The following is a 16708-nucleotide window of genomic DNA, read 5'->3' on the forward strand; positions in this document are numbered from 1 at the left end:
CATGCAGAGAACGTTGCCAATGAGTAAGCTCTCGGCTTTTAGCCGACTGATGCGTATTGATAAACCGATTGGTTCCCTGCTGCTGCTGTGGCCAACACTCTGGGCGCTGTGGCTGGCCGGGATGCAAATGCCGCCGCTGAACGTGCTGCTGGTGTTTGTGCTGGGCGTATTCTTTATGCGGGCGGCAGGCTGCGTGGTCAACGATTTTGCCGACCGTAAAATCGACGGCCACGTGAAGCGTACCCGTGAGCGCCCGTTGCCCAGCGGTGCGGTGACCACGCGCGAAGCGAAGCTGCTGTTCGCCGGCCTGGTGCTGGTCTCCTTCGCGCTGGTGCTGACCATGAACAAGATGACCATCTGGCTGTCTTTGGGGGGCCTTGCGCTGGCGTGGATGTATCCGTTTATGAAGCGCCATACTCATCTGCCGCAGGTGGTGCTGGGCGCGGCGTTTGGCTGGTCAATTCCGATGGGCTGGGCTGCCGTCAGTGAAAGCGTGCCCTTAACCTGCTGGCTGCTGTTTCTCGCGAACATCTGCTGGACGGTGGCCTATGACACGCTGTATGCGATGGTCGACCGCGATGATGACCTGAAGATTGGCGTCAAATCAACCGCCATCCTGTTTGGCCGCTTTGACAAGCTGATCGTCGGTCTGCTGCAGCTGGCGACGCTGTGTCTGATGGCGCTGGTGGGCTGGCGGTTGCAGCTTAACGGGGTATTTTACTGGTCAGTCCTGGTGGCGGGTATTTTCTTTGTGCATCAGCAGAAGCTGATCGCCCGGCGGCAGCGTGAGCTGTGCTTTAAGGCATTCCTGAATAATAACTGGGTAGGATTCACGCTGTTTGTGGGCGTGATTCTGGGCATCTGGTTATAGCGGGCAGGGGACGGGCATGCTCGTTCTCAGGCTTGAACCCTACACGATGCAAAATAACCGGTGTGGATGCGGTTACTAAAAAGGGCCGACCAAAAATGGTCGGCCCTTCAGACATACCCGCCGCAATCCTGTCAGTCGTGCTCTACAGCACTCTCGATTGTCATTCTCACGTCCTGGGTTATCAGGTCGGCCAGCAGTTGATAAACCTGCTGCGTTCGCTCGACCTGTGCATCACCAGAGTCGCTGATATAGCCTTCATCACGCAGCGTTAACACCAGCGAGGTAAACACCGCCTTGTCGAAGAACTCTGGCGCATTAATGCCATGAAGAACCGACAGGCGCTGTGCCATGGTGCGACTCTCTTTTTCCAGCGTACCGCGGTTAATCGTCGGCTTAGCGCTGAGGATAGAGAAGGTAATGGAGTAACGTTGCAGCGTTTCCCGAACGCCAGCAGCCAGCAGCTGCAGGGAGCGGAAACGACCCGCGCTCAGACGCAGGCAGCTCTCTTCAGCAACCAGCAGGCCCTGACGCGCCATTTCCGCGACCAGTAAGTCCAGCACCTGCCCGAGTTCATCCGTGCTCCAGCGCAGGAACAGTTCGCTTTTCAGCATCGGGTAGATGACGGTAACCTGGCGCAGCAGTTCGGCGCGGCTCAGCTCACGGTGCTGCATCAGAATGGCGGCAATCAGCGACGGCATCACCAGCATATGGTGAATGTTGTTGCGATAATAGGTCATCAGCACGGCCTGCTCGCGCGGCAGTACGACGATCTCACCGATGCTGTCCTGCTCCAGCTCAAACTTGTTCATGCTGAGCGCATGTTCCAGCAGCGCTTCCGGGGTCATATCCGGTACGGTCGAGTCAGGGGAGTAAGGCACGTTACGCAGCAGCTGCACGTAACAGTCGAGCTGTTCGGTCAGCTGCTCACGCGTCATCGAACGCTGGCGCGAGGCCAGCAGCGCGGTGACACACAGGTTCATGGCATTGGCCGCCCCTGCGTTGTTGATGCGCACCATCACTTTCTGGGCGATGTCGTTGACTGCCGGCGTTAACCACGCCGGGCGCTGAGCTTCGATCGGGTCGATGGCTTCGCGCCATTCTGGCACCTGCTGATTCAGATAGGCGACCAGCGGCAGAGGTTCCCCAAAGTTGACATAGCCCTGGCCGAGGTTGCGCAGCTTACGCAGGCCCCGCACCATCGACATAAAGCCCTCTTTCTCTTTGGTCGCGCCGCGCAGCTCTTTGGCGTAAGTTCCCACTTCCATCACGTGCTCGTATCCGATGTAAATCGGCACCAGAGTAATCGGGCGGTTGCCGCCGCGCAGCATGGCCTGAATCGTCATCGACAGGGTGCCGGTTTTCGGGTCGAGCAGGCGACCGGTACGGGAACGGCCCCCTTCCACGAAGTACTCAACGGAATAGCCCCGGGTGAACAGCTCGCCGAGGTATTCACGGAACACCGTGGAGTAGAGTTTATTGCCCTTAAACGTGCGGCGGATAAAGAACGCCCCCAGGCGGCGGAAAATCGGGCCGGCCGGCCAGAAGTTCAGATTGATACCGGCAGCAATATGCGGCGGCACCAGCCCCTGGTGATACAGCACATAGGAGAGCAGCAGATAGTCCATATGGCTGCGATGGCAGGGAACATAGACGATTTCATGACCGTCCTGTGCCAGCTGGCGCACGCGTTCACCGCCGTTGACGTTGATCCCCTGGTACAATTTGCTCCAGGTCCAGCCCATGATGCGGTCGGTAAGACGAATCGCTTCGTAGGAGAAGTCGGCGGCGATCTCTTCCATCAGCTCAACGGCATTCTGCTGGGCTTTTTCAATGGAGATTTTCTTGCTGCGCGCTTCATCATCGACCGCTTTGGCGATCGCTTTGGACTGTAACAGTTTATTGAACAGATCCTGACGGACCGGCAGACGAGGGCCGACAGCCGCCAGACGTTGACGGGCAAAGTGCATACGCGCCACGCGGGCCAGCTTCTGCGCAATAATCTTATCCGTACCGTGCTCCGTGGCCATATGGCGCAGTGAGACCATCGGAGAGAAGCGCACAAAGCTGTCACGACCCAGCCAGATCACCGCAAAGAACTTCTGGATGCCGTTGAGCATCCGCAGGTGCGGCTGTTCGTCACCCTGAACCTCGCGACCGGGCGCACGGCCAAACATCACCGAGACCGGGACCATCTGCACATCCAGTTCAGGATGATTACGGTGCAGGTCCAGATATTCGTGGAACAGTTTGACCGACTGCACGTTCGGGACAAAATAGGGAAACACGCGCGGGCCATCATGGATAAACACATGACGTGGCAATACCGTACCGTCGATCTCCAGCGGTTCCAGAGGATCGGGAAGGTCTTCTTTGCGGCACTGCTCACGAAGCGCGAGGAGATCGGCCTTTGAATCATAAGGCAGCACATACATAATAGGGCGCGACGTATCAAGCCCGAGTTCGGCAACCGGTTCAGACGGGATTGCCTTACTTTTTACCAGAAATTTAACTGGTAGATTCAATAAGTTATAATATAATTTACGCCAACCTGACATAGACAACATGAAGCCTCTTGTTAGCAAAGCGCCGCAAGCATACCAGAAAGCGCCAACAGAATCTGTGGTGTTGAAAAACCTGTAGTTCCACTCATTGACGTTAAACTTCTCAAAGGGTTCCCTGATTATGGCAAATAATGTCACCGGACTGACTCGAATCGTAAAAGCTGCCGGATACTCGTGGCAAGGCCTTCGCGCCGCGTGGCAGCATGAAGCGGCTTTCCGCCAGGAAGCGGTTGCTGTAATTATTGCCATAGCCGTGGCCTGCTGGCTGGACGTCGATGCCATTACGCGGGTGCTGTTAATTGGCTCGGTGGTGATGATTATTATTGTAGAAATATTAAACAGCGCCGTCGAAGCGGTGGTTGACCGCATCGGCAGTGAAATTCACCCTCTGGCCGGACGGGCAAAAGATATGGCCTCCGCCGCCGTGCTGTTAACTATCTTGCTGGCAATTTTTGTCTGGATCATGCTGTTAGTGCCACATTTGCGATGAATTTTCCAAAAATCGCGACAAACGGCATTTCGCCCAAGTTTAGGTTTTCAATGTCTAAATACCTGTATATACTCACAGTCGACTGTATAAACAACCAGGGGGCGGGATGAAAGCACTAACGGCAAGGCAGCAGCAGGTTTACGACCTGATTCGCGACCATATTAATCAAACTGGTATGCCACCGACGCGCGCAGAGATCGCCACGCAGCTTGGTTTCCGTTCCCCGAATGCGGCTGAAGAACACCTGAAGGCCTTAGCGCGTAAAGGCGTGATTGAGATCGTCTCCGGCGCGTCTCGCGGTATCCGTTTGATGATGGAAGAAGAAGAAGGTCTTCCATTGATTGGTCGGGTCGCAGCGGGTGAACCCCTGCTGGCAGAGCAGCATATCGAAGGCCACTATAAGGTTGACCCTGACCTGTTTAAACCGGGTGCCGATTTCCTGCTGCGCGTTAGCGGCATGTCGATGAAAGATATCGGCATTATGGACGGTGACCTGTTAGCGGTACACAAAACGGAAGAGGTGCGCAACGGCCAGGTCGTAGTGGCGCGCATTGACGACGAAGTGACGGTAAAACGCCTGAAAAGGCAGGGTAACACGGTGCAACTGCTGCCGGAAAACCCGGATTTCAAACCTATCATCGTTGACCTGCGTCAGCAGACGCTGACCATCGAAGGTCTTGCCGTCGGCGTGATACGAAACGGCAACTGGCTGTAAACGTTACTCCCCGCTAAATTATGCGCGCCGCACCTGCGGCGCGTATTAATATCCGTTGTTGGTTTTAACCATGATGGACTGTGATGAAACTGCTTACCTCTGCGGATAAAAACCTCTGGCGGCTGGCGCTGCCCATGATCCTGTCTAATATCACCGTGCCGCTTCTCGGCCTGGTGGATACTGCTGTTATCGGCCATCTCGACAGCCCGACTTATCTGGGCGGCGTCGCCATTGGCACTACCATCACCAGCTTCCTGTTTATGCTGCTGCTGTTTTTACGTATGAGCACAACCGGGCTGACGGCGCAGGCTTTTGGTGCCAATGACCGGCAGGCACTGGCCCGTGGGCTGATGCAGCCGCTGCTGCTGGCGCTATGCGCAGGACTGCTGTTTATTCTGTTTAAACAGCCGCTCACTCATCTGGCACTGAGCGTAACGGGCGGAAGCGATGATGTCCTGCACCAGGCCGCGCTGTTTATGCAGGTACGCTGGCTCAGTGCGCCGGCGACGCTGGCAAATCTGGTACTGCTGGGCTGGCTGCTCGGCGTGCAGTACGCCCGGGCCCCGGTGATCCTGCTGGTGGTCGGCAACCTGGTGAACATCCTGCTCGATCTGTGGTTCGTGATTGGCCTGAAGTGGGGCGTACAGGGGGCTGCGGCGGCTACTGCCATCGCTGAGTATGTCAGCCTGATTGTCGGCCTGCTGCTGGTGTGGCGGGTCATGGTGCTGCGCGGTCTGTCACTCCGGCTGATGCTCGGAGCCTGGCGCGGAGACCTCGGGCGCCTGCTGCGCCTCAACCGCGATATCATGCTGCGTTCACTGTTGCTGCAAATCTGTTTCGCATCACTGACCATTTTTGGTGCGCGGCTGGGCAACGATATTGTGGCGGTCAATGCCGTGCTGCTGATGTTTCTTACCTTTACCGCCTATGCGCTGGACGGCTTTGCCTATGCGGTCGAAGCCTGCTCTGGCGAAGCCTACGGGGCGCGCAACAGCCAGCAGCTTCTCAGCGTCTGGCATGCCGCCTGTCGACAGGCGCTGGCGGTGGCGCTGGGTTTTTCACTGCTCTATGCCCTGTGGGGCGCACAGATTGTCGCGCTGTTGACTTCCCTTGCGCCGCTGCGCCAGCTTGCCGATCAGTATTTAGGCTGGCAGGTGCTGATGCCGCTGGCAGGCGTCGGCTGTTACTTACTGGATGGGATGTTCATTGGTGCCACCCGCGCCAGTGAAATGCGTAACAGCATGGCTATTGCAGCACTCGGCTTTGGGCTCACGCTGTGCAGCGTTCCCTGGCTGGGTAACCATGGGCTGTGGCTGGCGATTACGCTGTTCCTGGTGCTGCGTGGAGTGACGCTGTGGGCGATCTGGCGGCGGCACTGGCGTAACGGAACCTGGTTTGCTCAGTGAAACATTTACTTACGTAACCCGATTTTTATGTATCATTATGAATTAAAACATCTTTTTACGGTTTTCAGGCAGTGCGGCAGGGTGTTTACGGCTGGAACGCTATTTCTCTACTACAATTATCTCTGTGTCAGGCAATTGACAAGATAATTATCTGGCAAACAGGCCGTATCCCGGGCTGTTAAAGCTGTTTTAACCCAAGGTAGAGGAATCACATCATGAATAAAGACGAAGCCGGCGGTAACTGGAAACAGTTTAAAGGTAAAGTGAAAGAGCAATGGGGCAAGCTGACCGATGACGACCTGACTGTCGTTGAAGGTAAACGCGATCAGCTGGTCGGGAAAATCCAGGAGCGCTACGGCTACCAGAAAGACCAGGCCGAAAAAGAGCTGAAAGACTGGGAAACACGTAACGATCATCGCTGGTAAGCCAGCGAAGAGTTAAACCAGGCTCCTACCCGGCACAAGGACAGTGCCAACCCCTTTTGTACCTCCCCCCTTCGCTATCTTTCTTATCAACGCCCGCGTTTTTTACTCTGCACGCTGTGATAGTGCTGGCACGCATCCTGACGGGTGCAGGCTTCAATTTCTCCGCACTGCTGACAAAATCCATGTGCTTCTATCACGCTGTGGCCGAGGGTAAAGCCTGAATTCAGGGCCAGCGATTGTAAAATATCTTCCACGCCATCGGCATGCTGCTCGGTTACTGAACCGCAGCGGTCACAGATCAGCATGGCTGAAGTGTGCGACGGCTCTTCAAAGTGATGGCAAACCACATAGCTGTTGGTGGACTCCACGCGGTGAATAAACCCCTGCTCCAGCAGAAAGTCGAGCGCCCGGTAGATGGTAGGGGGCTTTGCCTGAGGTTCTGAAACACGCAGTAAATCCAGCAGATCGTAGGCGCTAATCGCCCCGTTTTGCTCGCTCATCAGGCGCAGGACCTCAAGGCGCTGTGGCGTCAGGCGCACGCTGCGTTGCTGACAGATAACTTCCGCCTGCGACAGGATTTTTTCTGCACTGGTAATCTTCATTGTTCCCCCTCAGGCTATTTCAGAATGTTATTTTATCACGTCTGCCTGCAAACGCCGAGTTTGCCGTCTGACCGACTCCGCTGCTGCGGTGTGGCGGGTCAACTCCAGTTTCTTCTGGTATTGGTGTTAAGCGCTGAAGGTTAGAAAATTTTAATGTTTCACATCGCGCCATCAGGTCCATCCTTTTTTTATTCAGTCGGGTTAATCTTATTTGCAGTGCTTAAGGTTCATGTCTACCTTTTGCAAAGGGCTCTGCGCGTTTATCGCTGAAAAAAACAGGTGTTAAACGTTCAACTGTTAGCGTGATAACAGATTAATAAAATGGCAATGACCTGATAAGCCCACTCATCTTCTCTCAGTTCACAGCAATGAAATACTGCCTTTATGTTCATTATTCAGGCATTCAGTTATGCGTGTCTCTGCGCATTCTCTTTTTCATTATCTATGGTGGGTTTCGGGTCAATGGCACATAAATTTAATGCACTTATCGGTTTTTACCGTCCGGTCGTCTTGCCCGCTCTGCTGCTTGCGCCACTCAGTGGTCTGGCAGCAGGTAACTATTTTGATGCCCGTAATGATGCCATGGGGGGAACCGGCGTTGCGTCTTCCACCTATGGTTCAGCAGTGCTGGCTAACCCGGCGCTGATGACGAAAGCCAAACCGGAAGATTCAGTCACTATTATTTTGCCTGCGGTCGGTGCACAGCTGAGTGATAAGGGCAAGCTGGTCAACAAGGTTGATGACCTGACGGATGCCGTCGATAATTATAAAGACCTGGCTAATAACATTACTTTCCCTATCTCTTTTGCCGACATTGAACGCGCTCAGGGCGCGGCTGGCGATCTTGCCGAACGACTGCGTGAGATCAAGGGCCAGAAAGCCTGGGCCAAAGCCGGTGCCGCCTTCGCGGTGACGGTACCCAATGAGGTGCTGCCTTTTGCATTTGTCACGAAAGCCTACGGCACGGCCTCGGTCGTAGCGGATGTGACACAAAGCGATATCGACTACCTGCAGGGCATTGCGGATGGCACCCGGATCCCGACAAGCCAGGGCCTGAACAGCCTGACGTCTGCCGGGCTGGGACGCGCAGCGGTGGTCTACGATATGGGTATTGCGGTGGCGCATGAGTTTGATATCGGCGGTCAGCCGGTTTCACTGGGCGTGATGCCGAAGCTGCAAAAAACCACGCTGTATAACTACAGCGCCTCGGTCTACAGCTATGACAAGTCAGATTTCACCAACGGTAATTATAAAAACAACAACACCGGTTTTAACCTTGATGCCGGTGCCTCTACCGACCTGGGTGAAAACTGGACGTTGGGCCTGAGCGCACAGAACCTGATCTCACGGGATATCGATACCAAAGAAGTCAGCGGTTACCAGGATACCTATCAGATCCGTCCGCTGGTGACCTCCGGGGTATCATTCCACACCGAGCGTCTGACGACCGCGCTGGACGTAGACCTGACCCCAACCAAACGCTTTAAAACGCAGGATGACAGCCAGTATGCTGCCGTCGGTGCGGAATACCGTCTGCTGGACTGGTTGCAGCTGCGTGCCGGTTATCGTGCTGACGTGAAGTCCAACGATACTGATGTGTTCACCGGGGGCTTTGGTCTGTCGCCGTTTAACAAGGTCCATCTGGATCTGGCCGGAATGGTCGGTAAAGACAATACCTGGGGTGCCGTTGCCCAGCTGAACTTTACCTTCTGATTTTTCTCTGTCGTGGCTGACCCTCTGTTCCGGTCAGCCCGCAAACAAGGACGACCGGAAAAAAAGGTCGTCCTCTACAGGATCTCCCCCTGCCGTGCTATCATTGCGCACAATATCGTCACCCCCTTTCTGATACAGAGTTAGCGCTTTTCATGACCGAAAATTTACCTGCACACCGTTTTTCCATCGCTCCGATGCTCGACTGGACCGATCGCCACTGTCGTTACTTCCATCGCCAGCTGACCCGGCAGACGCTGCTGTACACCGAAATGGTCACCACCGGCGCGATTATTCACGGCAAAGGTGACTATCTGGCCTGGAGCCACGAAGAACAGCCGGTCGCCCTGCAGCTGGGCGGCAGCGATCCGGCAGCGCTGGCGCAGTGCGCGAAGCTGGCGGAAGAACGCGGCTATAACGAGGTGAACCTCAACGTCGGCTGCCCGTCCGATCGCGTGCAGAATGGCCGCTTCGGTGCCTGCCTGATGGGTGAGGCGCAGCTGGTTGCCGACTGCATCAAAGCGATGCGCGATGTGGTGTCTGTCCCGGTGACGGTAAAAACCCGTATCGGCATCGACGACCAGGACAGCTATGAATTCCTCTGCGACTTTATTCAGCGCGTTGCGGAGCAGGGCGGCTGTGAGTCGTTCATTATTCACGCGCGTAAAGCCTGGCTTTCCGGCCTCAGCCCGAAAGAGAACCGCGAAATCCCGCCGCTCGACTACGAGCGCGTCTACCAGTTAAAACGCGATTTCCCGCAGCTCACCCTGTCGCTTAACGGCGGTGTGAAGTCGCTGGAGGAAGCCCGGTGCCATTTACAGCATCTGGACGGCGTGATGATGGGCCGCGAAGCCTATCAGAACCCTGGCCTGCTGGCGCAGGTGGACCAGACGATTTTCGGCAGCAGCGCGCCGGTGGCTGACTCCGTGGCGGTGGTTCGTGCGATGTACCCGTACATTGAGCGCGAGCTGACGCAGGGGACTTACCTCGGTCACGTCACACGCCATATGCTGGGTCTGTTCCAGGGGATCCCTGGCGCACGCCAGTGGCGTCGTTACCTGAGCGAAAACGCTCACAAAGCGGGCGCAGGCGTCGATGTCGTGGAGAAAGCCCTGCTGCTGGTCGCAGATAAAGTTCCTGCCAGCGTTTAAACTCGTCAAACATTCACCAGATAGTGATGAAATTCACCAGGGTAGCGATTAGTCTGGTGAATGCTTCACTATACTTTTCAATGCGTTAAATTTTCTGTGCCGCTGGCACGATTCTTGTAATAACTCCTTCAGAGTCCCTTATTCTGGAGCGTATCAACATGTCAGAGATCCTGTTCGTCATTGGCTTTTTTATGATGCTGTTACTGACCGGCATTTCGCTGTTGGGCATCATTGCGGCGCTGCTGGTGGCCACCGTGGTGATGTTCATCGGCGGGTTGTTCGCTGTTGTTATAAAAATGTTGCCATGGCTGGTGCTGGCGGTGGTTGCCGTCTGGCTTTATCGCGCATTTCGCAAGCCTGGAGCAGCGGATAAACCGTGGTTATCTTGATGATATCAATGAGTTGTCTGGGGTTTTAGTGGAGTAATGCGGGGTGGATCACATCATGTGAAATTGTTAACTTCAATTTCTCAATTAAACATATTTTTTACTTATGAATTCTGCCAGGATGGATTCACTGAATCAAAACGTATTCATCGCCGCTGACCCTACACTCAGTGCGAACTATAAAAAAGAAAGAAACGAAAAGGGGCTTCCGCAAGGAGGCCCCATTTTTTTGCGTTGCGCTGACTACGGAATTAACAAACTCGACCCCTGAGTACCGCGCCCTTCCAGTACCCGGTGCGCGTGCTGGGCATCCGCCAGCGCAAATTTCTGCCCCTGCGGCACATCGACCTTAATCGCGCCGCTGGCGATCAGTGAAAACAGCTCACTACTGGCCTGTAACAGGGCTTCACGCGTGGTGATGTACCCATTGAGCGAGGGCCGGGTGACATACAACGACCCTTTCTGATTGAGGATCCCCAGATTGACGCCGCTCACCGGGCCGGATGAGTTGCCAAAGCTGACCATCAGCCCGCGCCGCTGCAGGCAGTCGAGCGACGCCTCCCAGGTGTCTTTCCCGACGGAGTCATACACCACGCGCAGTTTTTTACCGTGCGTCAGCTCGCTGACGCGCGCGGCAATATCCTCTTCACGATAGTTAATCGTTTCCCATGCCCCGGCACTCTTCGCCAGTCGGGCTTTGTCCGCCGAACCTACGGTGCCGATCAGATGCGCACCCAGCGCCTTTGCCCACTGGCAGGCAATCAGGCCGACGCCACCGGCGGCGGCGTGGAACAGAAACACCTCATCGGGCTGCACTACATAAGTCTGACGCAGCAGATAATGCACCGTCAGCCCCTTCAGGAACGAGGCCGCTGCCTGTTCGAAGGAGATGGCATCCGGCAGCAGCGCCACCTTATCCACCGGCACGTTATGCACTTCGCTGTAGGCACCGAGAGCAGACTGGGCATACACCACGCGATCGCCCGGCTGCAGTTCGCTGACGCCAGGGCCAACGCGCGTTACCACGCCCGCCGCCTCGGTGCCCAGACCGGCAGGAAGCGCAGCAGGGTAGAGGCCACTGCGCACGTAGGTGTCGATGTAATTGATGCCAATCGCTTTGTTCTCAACCTGCACTTCACCGGGGGCCGGATCGGTCGGATCGAAGCTCACCAGCTGCATCACTTCCGGTGCACCGTGCTGGCTGATTTGTATACGTTTCGCCATGTTCACTCCTGTGGATTACGCCGCTAATGTGGGGAGGACGAAGACGGTGCAAACGGGTATACTTGCGCGTCCCCCCACAAGATTTTTGGTATTGCATCACTATGGCAGGAAATAAACCCACCAACAAATCCTTCGAAAACCGCGAGCCGCGTGACCGCCAGATGGAAGGTCTCAAGCTACCGCCTCACTCGCTGGAAGCAGAACAGTCGGTGTTGGGCGGTTTAATGCTGGATAACGAACGCTGGGACAATGTCTCTGAGCGCGTGGTGGCGAAGGACTTCTTCAGCCGCCCGCACCGGATGATCTTCGGCGAAATGCAGCGCCTGCTGGAACTGGGTAAACCGATCGATCTGATCACCCTGTCCGAGTCGATGGAAACCAAAGGCGAGCTGAGCATGGTCGGCGGGTTTGCCTACCTCGCGGAGCTGTCTAAAAACACACCAAGTGCGGCGAACATCGGCGCTTACGCCGACATCGTGCGTGAGCGCGCGGTGGTGCGTGAAATGATCGCCGTGGCGAATGAGATCGCCGATGCTGGTTACGATCCGCAGGGGCGTACCAGCGAGGATCTGCTCGATCTGGCGGAATCCCGCGTCTTCCAGATCGCCGAAAGCCGTGCCAATAAAGATGATGGCCCGAAAAGCGTCGATCAGATCCTCGAAGCTACCATCGCGCGTATCGAATCGCTCTATTCTACCCCGCATGACGGTGTGACCGGCGTCGATACCGGCTATCACGACCTGAACAAGAAGACGGCGGGTCTTCAGCGTTCGGACCTGATTATCGTTGCGGCGCGTCCGGCGATGGGTAAAACCACTTTCGCCATGAACCTGTGCGAAAATGCCGCCATGCTGCAGGACAAACCGGTGCTGATTTTCAGCCTGGAGATGCCCGGCGAACAGATCATGATGCGTATGCTGGCGTCGCTGTCGCGCGTAGACCAGACGCGCATTCGTACCGGCCAGCTGGATGATGAGGACTGGGCGCGTATCTCCAGCACCATGGGCATCCTGCTGGAGAAAAAGAACATGTTTATCGATGACTCCTCCGGCCTGACGCCAACGGAGGTGCGTTCGCGCGCGCGCCGTATTTTCCGCGAGCACGGTGGGCTAAGCATGATCATGATCGACTACCTGCAGCTGATGCGCGTGCCGTCACTGTCCGACAACCGTACGCTGGAAATCGCCGAGATTTCGCGCTCGCTGAAAGCGCTGGCAAAAGAACTCCAGGTGCCGGTAGTGGCGCTGTCGCAGCTGAACCGCTCGCTGGAGCAGCGTGCCGATAAGCGCCCGGTCAACTCCGACCTGCGTGAATCGGGCTCCATCGAGCAGGATGCCGACTTAATCATGTTCATCTATCGTGACGAGGTTTATCACGAGAACAGCGACCTGAAAGGGGTGGCGGAGATCATCCTCGGCAAGCAGCGTAACGGCCCGATCGGTACTGTGCGCCTGACCTTCAACGGCCAGTGGTCGCGTTTTGATAACTACGCCGGCCCGCAGTACGACGACGAATAAACCCGGATGTGACGGGCCGATCGAAAAAAGGATCGGCCCCTACGGTTTAACTCAGCCGCATTCCTCCCTCCCCGGCCATCATAAAATAGTGTTGGACAACATCGTAAAAAATGCGGTTATCTGTCTGTCAGCAGCACCCAGACACCGGCATGGATGAACGATGACCCAGATTGATGATTACGACCTTAAAATACTGACTTTACTGGAAGCCAACGGTCGCCTGACCAACCAGGAGCTGAGTGACATCGTCGGGCTGTCGGCCTCACAGTGTTCCCGCCGCCGTATTAACCTGGAGCAGGCAGGACTGATCCTCGGCTACCATGCGCGCCTGTCGCCGGACGCCGTCGGCCTCGGCATGATCGGCCTGATTGAAGTCCGTCTGATTAACCATACGGCAGAATACGTCGACAGCTTTCACCGCATGGTCGCCGAGCAGACGGGGATCGTTGATGCCTACAAAACGACGGGCGATGCAGACTATCTGCTGAAAGTGGCGGTGGCCGATCTGGCCGGATTAAGCGCGCTGATCAGCCAGCTGGTCGCCGGACACCAGAGCGTATCGCACGTTAAAACTTCGGTAGTGCTGAACCGCCTGAAAGAGAACGGCCTGATGTCGGTGAGCGAAACCCTGCTGCGCTAAAACAGTGCAGGGTGCGCACCAGGTTTGTGCATGAAATCAGGTGTTAATGCAAAATCTGTGCGGTTAAATGAATTTCAGTGCATGAAGTGGTGGTGTTTATCGCTTTTCATGCACAAAATAGAGTTATAAAGCGCCTTATATTCAATGGGTTAATTCGCTGGCACCGTCCGGTGGCGCTCAGGGCCAGCGGACTGGTGCGATTTTTGCTACGTATTGAGCCATCAATACCGCCATTATCACCAGAGAATCAACCCGATGGATAACGTCGTACAACAACCTGTAAAAATCCCCCATACGCTGCTGGAAGACGTGCTGGCCATCGTGCTCGGTACCTTAATGGTTTCCTTTGGCGTTACGCTGCTGAAACAGGCCGGTGCGCTGACCGGCAGCACCGCTGGTATTGCCTTTTTGATCAGCTATCTGAGCAAAGCCTCTTTTGGCCTGGCGTTTTTCCTGATTAACATCCCGTTTTACTGGCTGGCCGTGAAGCGGATGGGCTGGGCGTTCACCCTGAAAACCTTCTCTGCCGTGGCGCTGGTCTCGCTGTTCAGCCATCTGCATCCCCTGTTTATCCATTTTTCCGCGCTGGATCCCTTTTATGCGACACTGTTCGGTAACGTGGTGATGGGGATTGGGTTTATAGTGTTATTCCGCCACAAGGCCAGCCTGGGCGGCATCAATATACTGGCCTTATGGCTGCAGGATCGATACGGTATTCGCGCCGGAAAACTGCAAATGGCGGTGGATACCTGCGTGGTGCTGGCCTCGCTGTTTGTGGTTTCACGCGGGATGCTCGCGGCCTCTGTTGCCGGTGCGGTCGTACTGAATCTGATTATTGCCATGAACCATCGCCCTGGCCGCTATTACGTCTAGCCCTGCCCGGATATACCGCGCTGCCCGCTATGGCGTCGCAGGACATAACTGATTATTTAATGGAGACTTGCACCGTGTTTCAAAACGTTGATGCCTATGCTGGCGACCCTATTCTCTCCCTGATGGAAACCTTCAAGCAGGACAGCCGTGCGCACAAGGTCAACCTGAGCATCGGTCTGTACTACGACGCACAGGGTGTGATCCCTCAGATGAAAGCCGTTGCCGCTGCGGAAGCGTTGCTGAACGCGCAGCCTCAGGGCGCCTCGCTCTATCTGCCGATGGAAGGGCTGCCGCCGTACCGCAGCGCCATCGCTCCGCTGCTGTTCGGCGCGGATCATCCGGTACTGAAAGCCGGGCGCATTGCCACCATTCAGACGCTGGGCGGTTCGGGCGCACTGAAAGTGGGTGCTGACTTCCTGAAGTTCTACTTCCCGAATTCTCAGGTGTGGGTCAGCGATCCGACCTGGGAAAACCACATCGCCATCTTCGCCGGTGCCGGTTTCACGGTGAACACCTATCCGTGGTATGACGCTGAGAGCAACGGCGTGAAGTTTGATGCGCTGCTGGCAAAACTGAACACGCTGCCGGCCCAGAGCATCGTTCTGCTGCATCCGTGCTGCCATAACCCGACGGGCGCCGATCTGACTAACGCCCAGTGGGATGAAGTGACCGCCGTGCTGAAAGCGCGTGAGCTGATCCCGTTCCTGGATATCGCCTACCAGGGCTTTGGCGGCGGTATTGAGGAAGATGCTTATGCGATCCGCAGCATCGCTGCCGCCGGTCTGCCTGCGCTGGTCAGCAATTCGTTCTCGAAAATTTTCTCTCTGTACGGTGAGCGCGTTGGCGGCCTGTCCATCGTCTGCGATGATGCTGATGAAGCCGCTCGCGTGCTCGGTCAGTTGAAAGCCACCGTGCGCCGTAACTACTCCAGCCCGCCAAACTTTGGTGCGCAGGTGGTGTCCTGTGTGCTGAATAATCCTGAGCTGAAAGCCAGCTGGCTGGCTGAAGTGGAAGCCATGCGCCTGCGTATTCTCGATATGCGCCAGGTGCTGGTGGATGCGCTGACTCAGGCGGTTCCCGGCAGGAATTTCGACTTCCTGCTGCGCCAGCGCGGGATGTTCAGCTATACCGGACTGAGCGCCGCCCAGGTTGACCGTCTGCGTGACGAGTTCGGCGTCTATCTGATCGCCAGCGGCCGTGTCTGCATGGCCGGTTTGAATCGCAATAACGTCCATCAGGTCGCTGAAGCCTTTGCTGCCGTGATGTAAAGACTGCTGGCCGGAGTTTCCCGGCCACAGTTTTTGCCTTTTCAGGTTTACCTTTTCGCCACATGCTGCACACTTAACGCATCTGTTGAGTTAAGGAGTCGTACTATGTGGTATCAGCAAACCCTCACTCTGAACGAAAAACCGCGCGGCTTTCATCTGGTCACGGATGAGATCCTCGGTGAACTGCGTCGCTTAAGCGACGTGCAGACCGGGCTGCTGCATCTGCTGTTGCAGCATACGTCGGCCTCCCTGACGCTGAATGAGAACTGCGATCCTACGGTCCGATCTGATATGGAGCAGCACTTTCTGCGTTCAGTGCCGGAGAGTGCGCCGTATCAGCATGACTACGAAGGGGCGGATGATATGCCTGCCCATATTAAATCCTCGCTGCTGGGCACCTCACTGCTGCTGCCCGTCAGTCGCGGACGTCTGCTGCTTGGTACATGGCAGGGGATTTATCTGGGTGAACACCGCGTTCGCGGCGGCGCCCGACGTATAGTGGCAACGCTACAGGGGGATGATTAAGCATGAAGGTATCTGAACTACTGACGTATTGCATGGCGAAAAGCGGTGCAGAGCAGAGTGAACACGATGAGTGGCAGGCGACGCAGATTAAAGCCAGTGGCGTGCTGTTTGCCATGCTGTATGAGGTGGACGGACGACCTGCGGTGGCGCTGAAAAGCACCCCGGCGCTGGCGGAGCTGATGCGCGATCGGCACAGCGATGTGCAGCCCAGTGAGCATCTGAACCCTTCGCACTGGAACACCGTGCTGCTGGACGGGTCGCTGAAGGATTCACAGATTTACTACCTGGTGGACGCATCTTTCCAGCAGGTACAGCGCTAAAGAACGTAAACCGGTTTAGGCAGG

Annotated in this window: 17 protein-coding genes; 14 read left to right on the forward strand and 3 right to left on the reverse strand. The window is 56.0% G+C overall.

Annotated features, from left to right (window positions below; genetic code table 11):
• The first annotated feature begins 1 nt into the window (after position 1).
• Positions 2 to 871 (forward strand): 4-hydroxybenzoate octaprenyltransferase, encoded by an 870-nt coding sequence (gene ubiA, locus ABEH87_RS20955; RefSeq protein ID WP_346579263.1) that lies wholly within the window; start codon positions 2 to 4, stop codon positions 869 to 871.
• A gap of 131 nt (positions 872 to 1002) precedes the next feature.
• On the opposite strand, the gene plsB is transcribed toward ubiA, so the two are convergent.
• On the reverse strand, positions 1003 to 3426 hold the full coding sequence (gene plsB / locus ABEH87_RS20960) for a glycerol-3-phosphate 1-O-acyltransferase PlsB (RefSeq protein ID WP_346579292.1): 2424 nt from the start codon (positions 3424 to 3426) through the stop codon (positions 1003 to 1005).
• 127 nt (positions 3427 to 3553) lie between these two features.
• Here plsB and ABEH87_RS20965 point away from each other — a divergent pair, with 127 nt between their 5' ends.
• The 4 genes from ABEH87_RS20965 to ABEH87_RS20980 all read left to right on the forward strand — a co-directional run bounded on the left by ABEH87_RS20965 (position 3554) and on the right by ABEH87_RS20980 (position 6468).
• Positions 3554 to 3922, forward strand: coding sequence for a diacylglycerol kinase (locus ABEH87_RS20965; RefSeq protein WP_346579265.1), 369 nt, complete (start codon positions 3554 to 3556; stop codon positions 3920 to 3922).
• A 106-nt stretch (positions 3923 to 4028) separates the two neighbouring features.
• Positions 4029 to 4637, forward strand: a complete 609-nt coding sequence (lexA, locus tag ABEH87_RS20970; RefSeq protein WP_346579267.1) for a transcriptional repressor LexA — start codon at positions 4029 to 4031, stop codon at positions 4635 to 4637.
• A gap of 83 nt (positions 4638 to 4720) precedes the next feature.
• Positions 4721 to 6043: an MATE family efflux transporter DinF gene (dinF, locus tag ABEH87_RS20975; RefSeq protein ID WP_346579268.1), complete on the forward strand. Its 1323-nt coding sequence runs from the start codon at positions 4721 to 4723 to the stop codon at positions 6041 to 6043.
• A gap of 215 nt (positions 6044 to 6258) precedes the next feature.
• The gene (locus ABEH87_RS20980) at positions 6259 to 6468 is read left to right on the forward strand and encodes a CsbD family protein (protein ID WP_048917572.1); all 210 of its coding nucleotides are present in this window, start codon (positions 6259 to 6261) and stop codon (positions 6466 to 6468) included.
• Positions 6469 to 6554: 86 nt separating this feature from the next.
• Here the strand turns inward: ABEH87_RS20980 and zur are convergent, their stop codons facing one another.
• Positions 6555 to 7064 (reverse strand): zinc uptake transcriptional repressor Zur, encoded by a 510-nt coding sequence (zur, locus tag ABEH87_RS20985; protein WP_346579294.1) that lies wholly within the window; start codon positions 7062 to 7064, stop codon positions 6555 to 6557.
• 468 nt (positions 7065 to 7532) lie between these two features.
• Here zur and ABEH87_RS20990 point away from each other — a divergent pair, with 468 nt between their 5' ends.
• From ABEH87_RS20990 to pspG, 3 genes are all read left to right on the forward strand, one after another.
• Complete coding sequence (locus ABEH87_RS20990) at positions 7533 to 8783, forward strand: conjugal transfer protein TraF (RefSeq protein ID WP_346579270.1); 1251 nt, start codon at positions 7533 to 7535, stop codon at positions 8781 to 8783.
• Positions 8784 to 8935: 152 nt separating this feature from the next.
• Entirely contained in the window at positions 8936 to 9931 is a 996-nt protein-coding gene (gene dusA, locus ABEH87_RS20995) for a tRNA dihydrouridine(20/20a) synthase DusA (RefSeq protein WP_346579272.1), read from the forward strand.
• 158 nt (positions 9932 to 10089) lie between these two features.
• Complete coding sequence (gene pspG / locus ABEH87_RS21000; RefSeq protein ID WP_346579274.1) at positions 10090 to 10320, forward strand: envelope stress response protein PspG; 231 nt, start codon at positions 10090 to 10092, stop codon at positions 10318 to 10320.
• A gap of 240 nt (positions 10321 to 10560) precedes the next feature.
• On the opposite strand, the gene ABEH87_RS21005 is transcribed toward pspG, so the two are convergent.
• Positions 10561 to 11541, reverse strand: a complete 981-nt coding sequence (locus ABEH87_RS21005; protein WP_346579275.1) for a quinone oxidoreductase — start codon at positions 11539 to 11541, stop codon at positions 10561 to 10563.
• A 101-nt stretch (positions 11542 to 11642) separates the two neighbouring features.
• Here ABEH87_RS21005 and dnaB point away from each other — a divergent pair, with 101 nt between their 5' ends.
• From dnaB to ABEH87_RS21035, 6 genes are all read left to right on the forward strand, one after another.
• Positions 11643 to 13058, forward strand: a complete 1416-nt coding sequence (dnaB, locus tag ABEH87_RS21010) for a replicative DNA helicase (protein WP_346579277.1) — start codon at positions 11643 to 11645, stop codon at positions 13056 to 13058.
• A 160-nt stretch (positions 13059 to 13218) separates the two neighbouring features.
• Entirely contained in the window at positions 13219 to 13698 is a 480-nt protein-coding gene (locus ABEH87_RS21015) for an Lrp/AsnC family transcriptional regulator (RefSeq protein ID WP_346579279.1), read from the forward strand.
• 255 nt (positions 13699 to 13953) lie between these two features.
• Positions 13954 to 14571 carry a YitT family protein gene (locus ABEH87_RS21020; protein ID WP_346579281.1) on the forward strand — a complete coding sequence of 206 codons (618 nt, stop codon included), beginning with the start codon at positions 13954 to 13956 and terminating at the stop codon, positions 14569 to 14571.
• A gap of 74 nt (positions 14572 to 14645) precedes the next feature.
• Positions 14646 to 15839 (forward strand): amino acid aminotransferase, encoded by a 1194-nt coding sequence (locus ABEH87_RS21025; protein ID WP_346579282.1) that lies wholly within the window; start codon positions 14646 to 14648, stop codon positions 15837 to 15839.
• A gap of 105 nt (positions 15840 to 15944) precedes the next feature.
• Complete coding sequence (locus tag ABEH87_RS21030; protein WP_346579284.1) at positions 15945 to 16364, forward strand: secondary thiamine-phosphate synthase enzyme YjbQ; 420 nt, start codon at positions 15945 to 15947, stop codon at positions 16362 to 16364.
• A gap of 2 nt (positions 16365 to 16366) precedes the next feature.
• Entirely contained in the window at positions 16367 to 16684 is a 318-nt protein-coding gene (locus ABEH87_RS21035; RefSeq protein ID WP_346579286.1) for an MmcQ/YjbR family DNA-binding protein, read from the forward strand.
• The last annotated feature ends 24 nt before the right edge of the window (positions 16685 to 16708 follow it).

The sequence above is a fragment of the Erwinia sp. Eh17-17 genome (assembly GCF_039675725.1).
Lineage (GTDB): Bacteria > Pseudomonadota > Gammaproteobacteria > Enterobacterales > Enterobacteriaceae > Erwinia.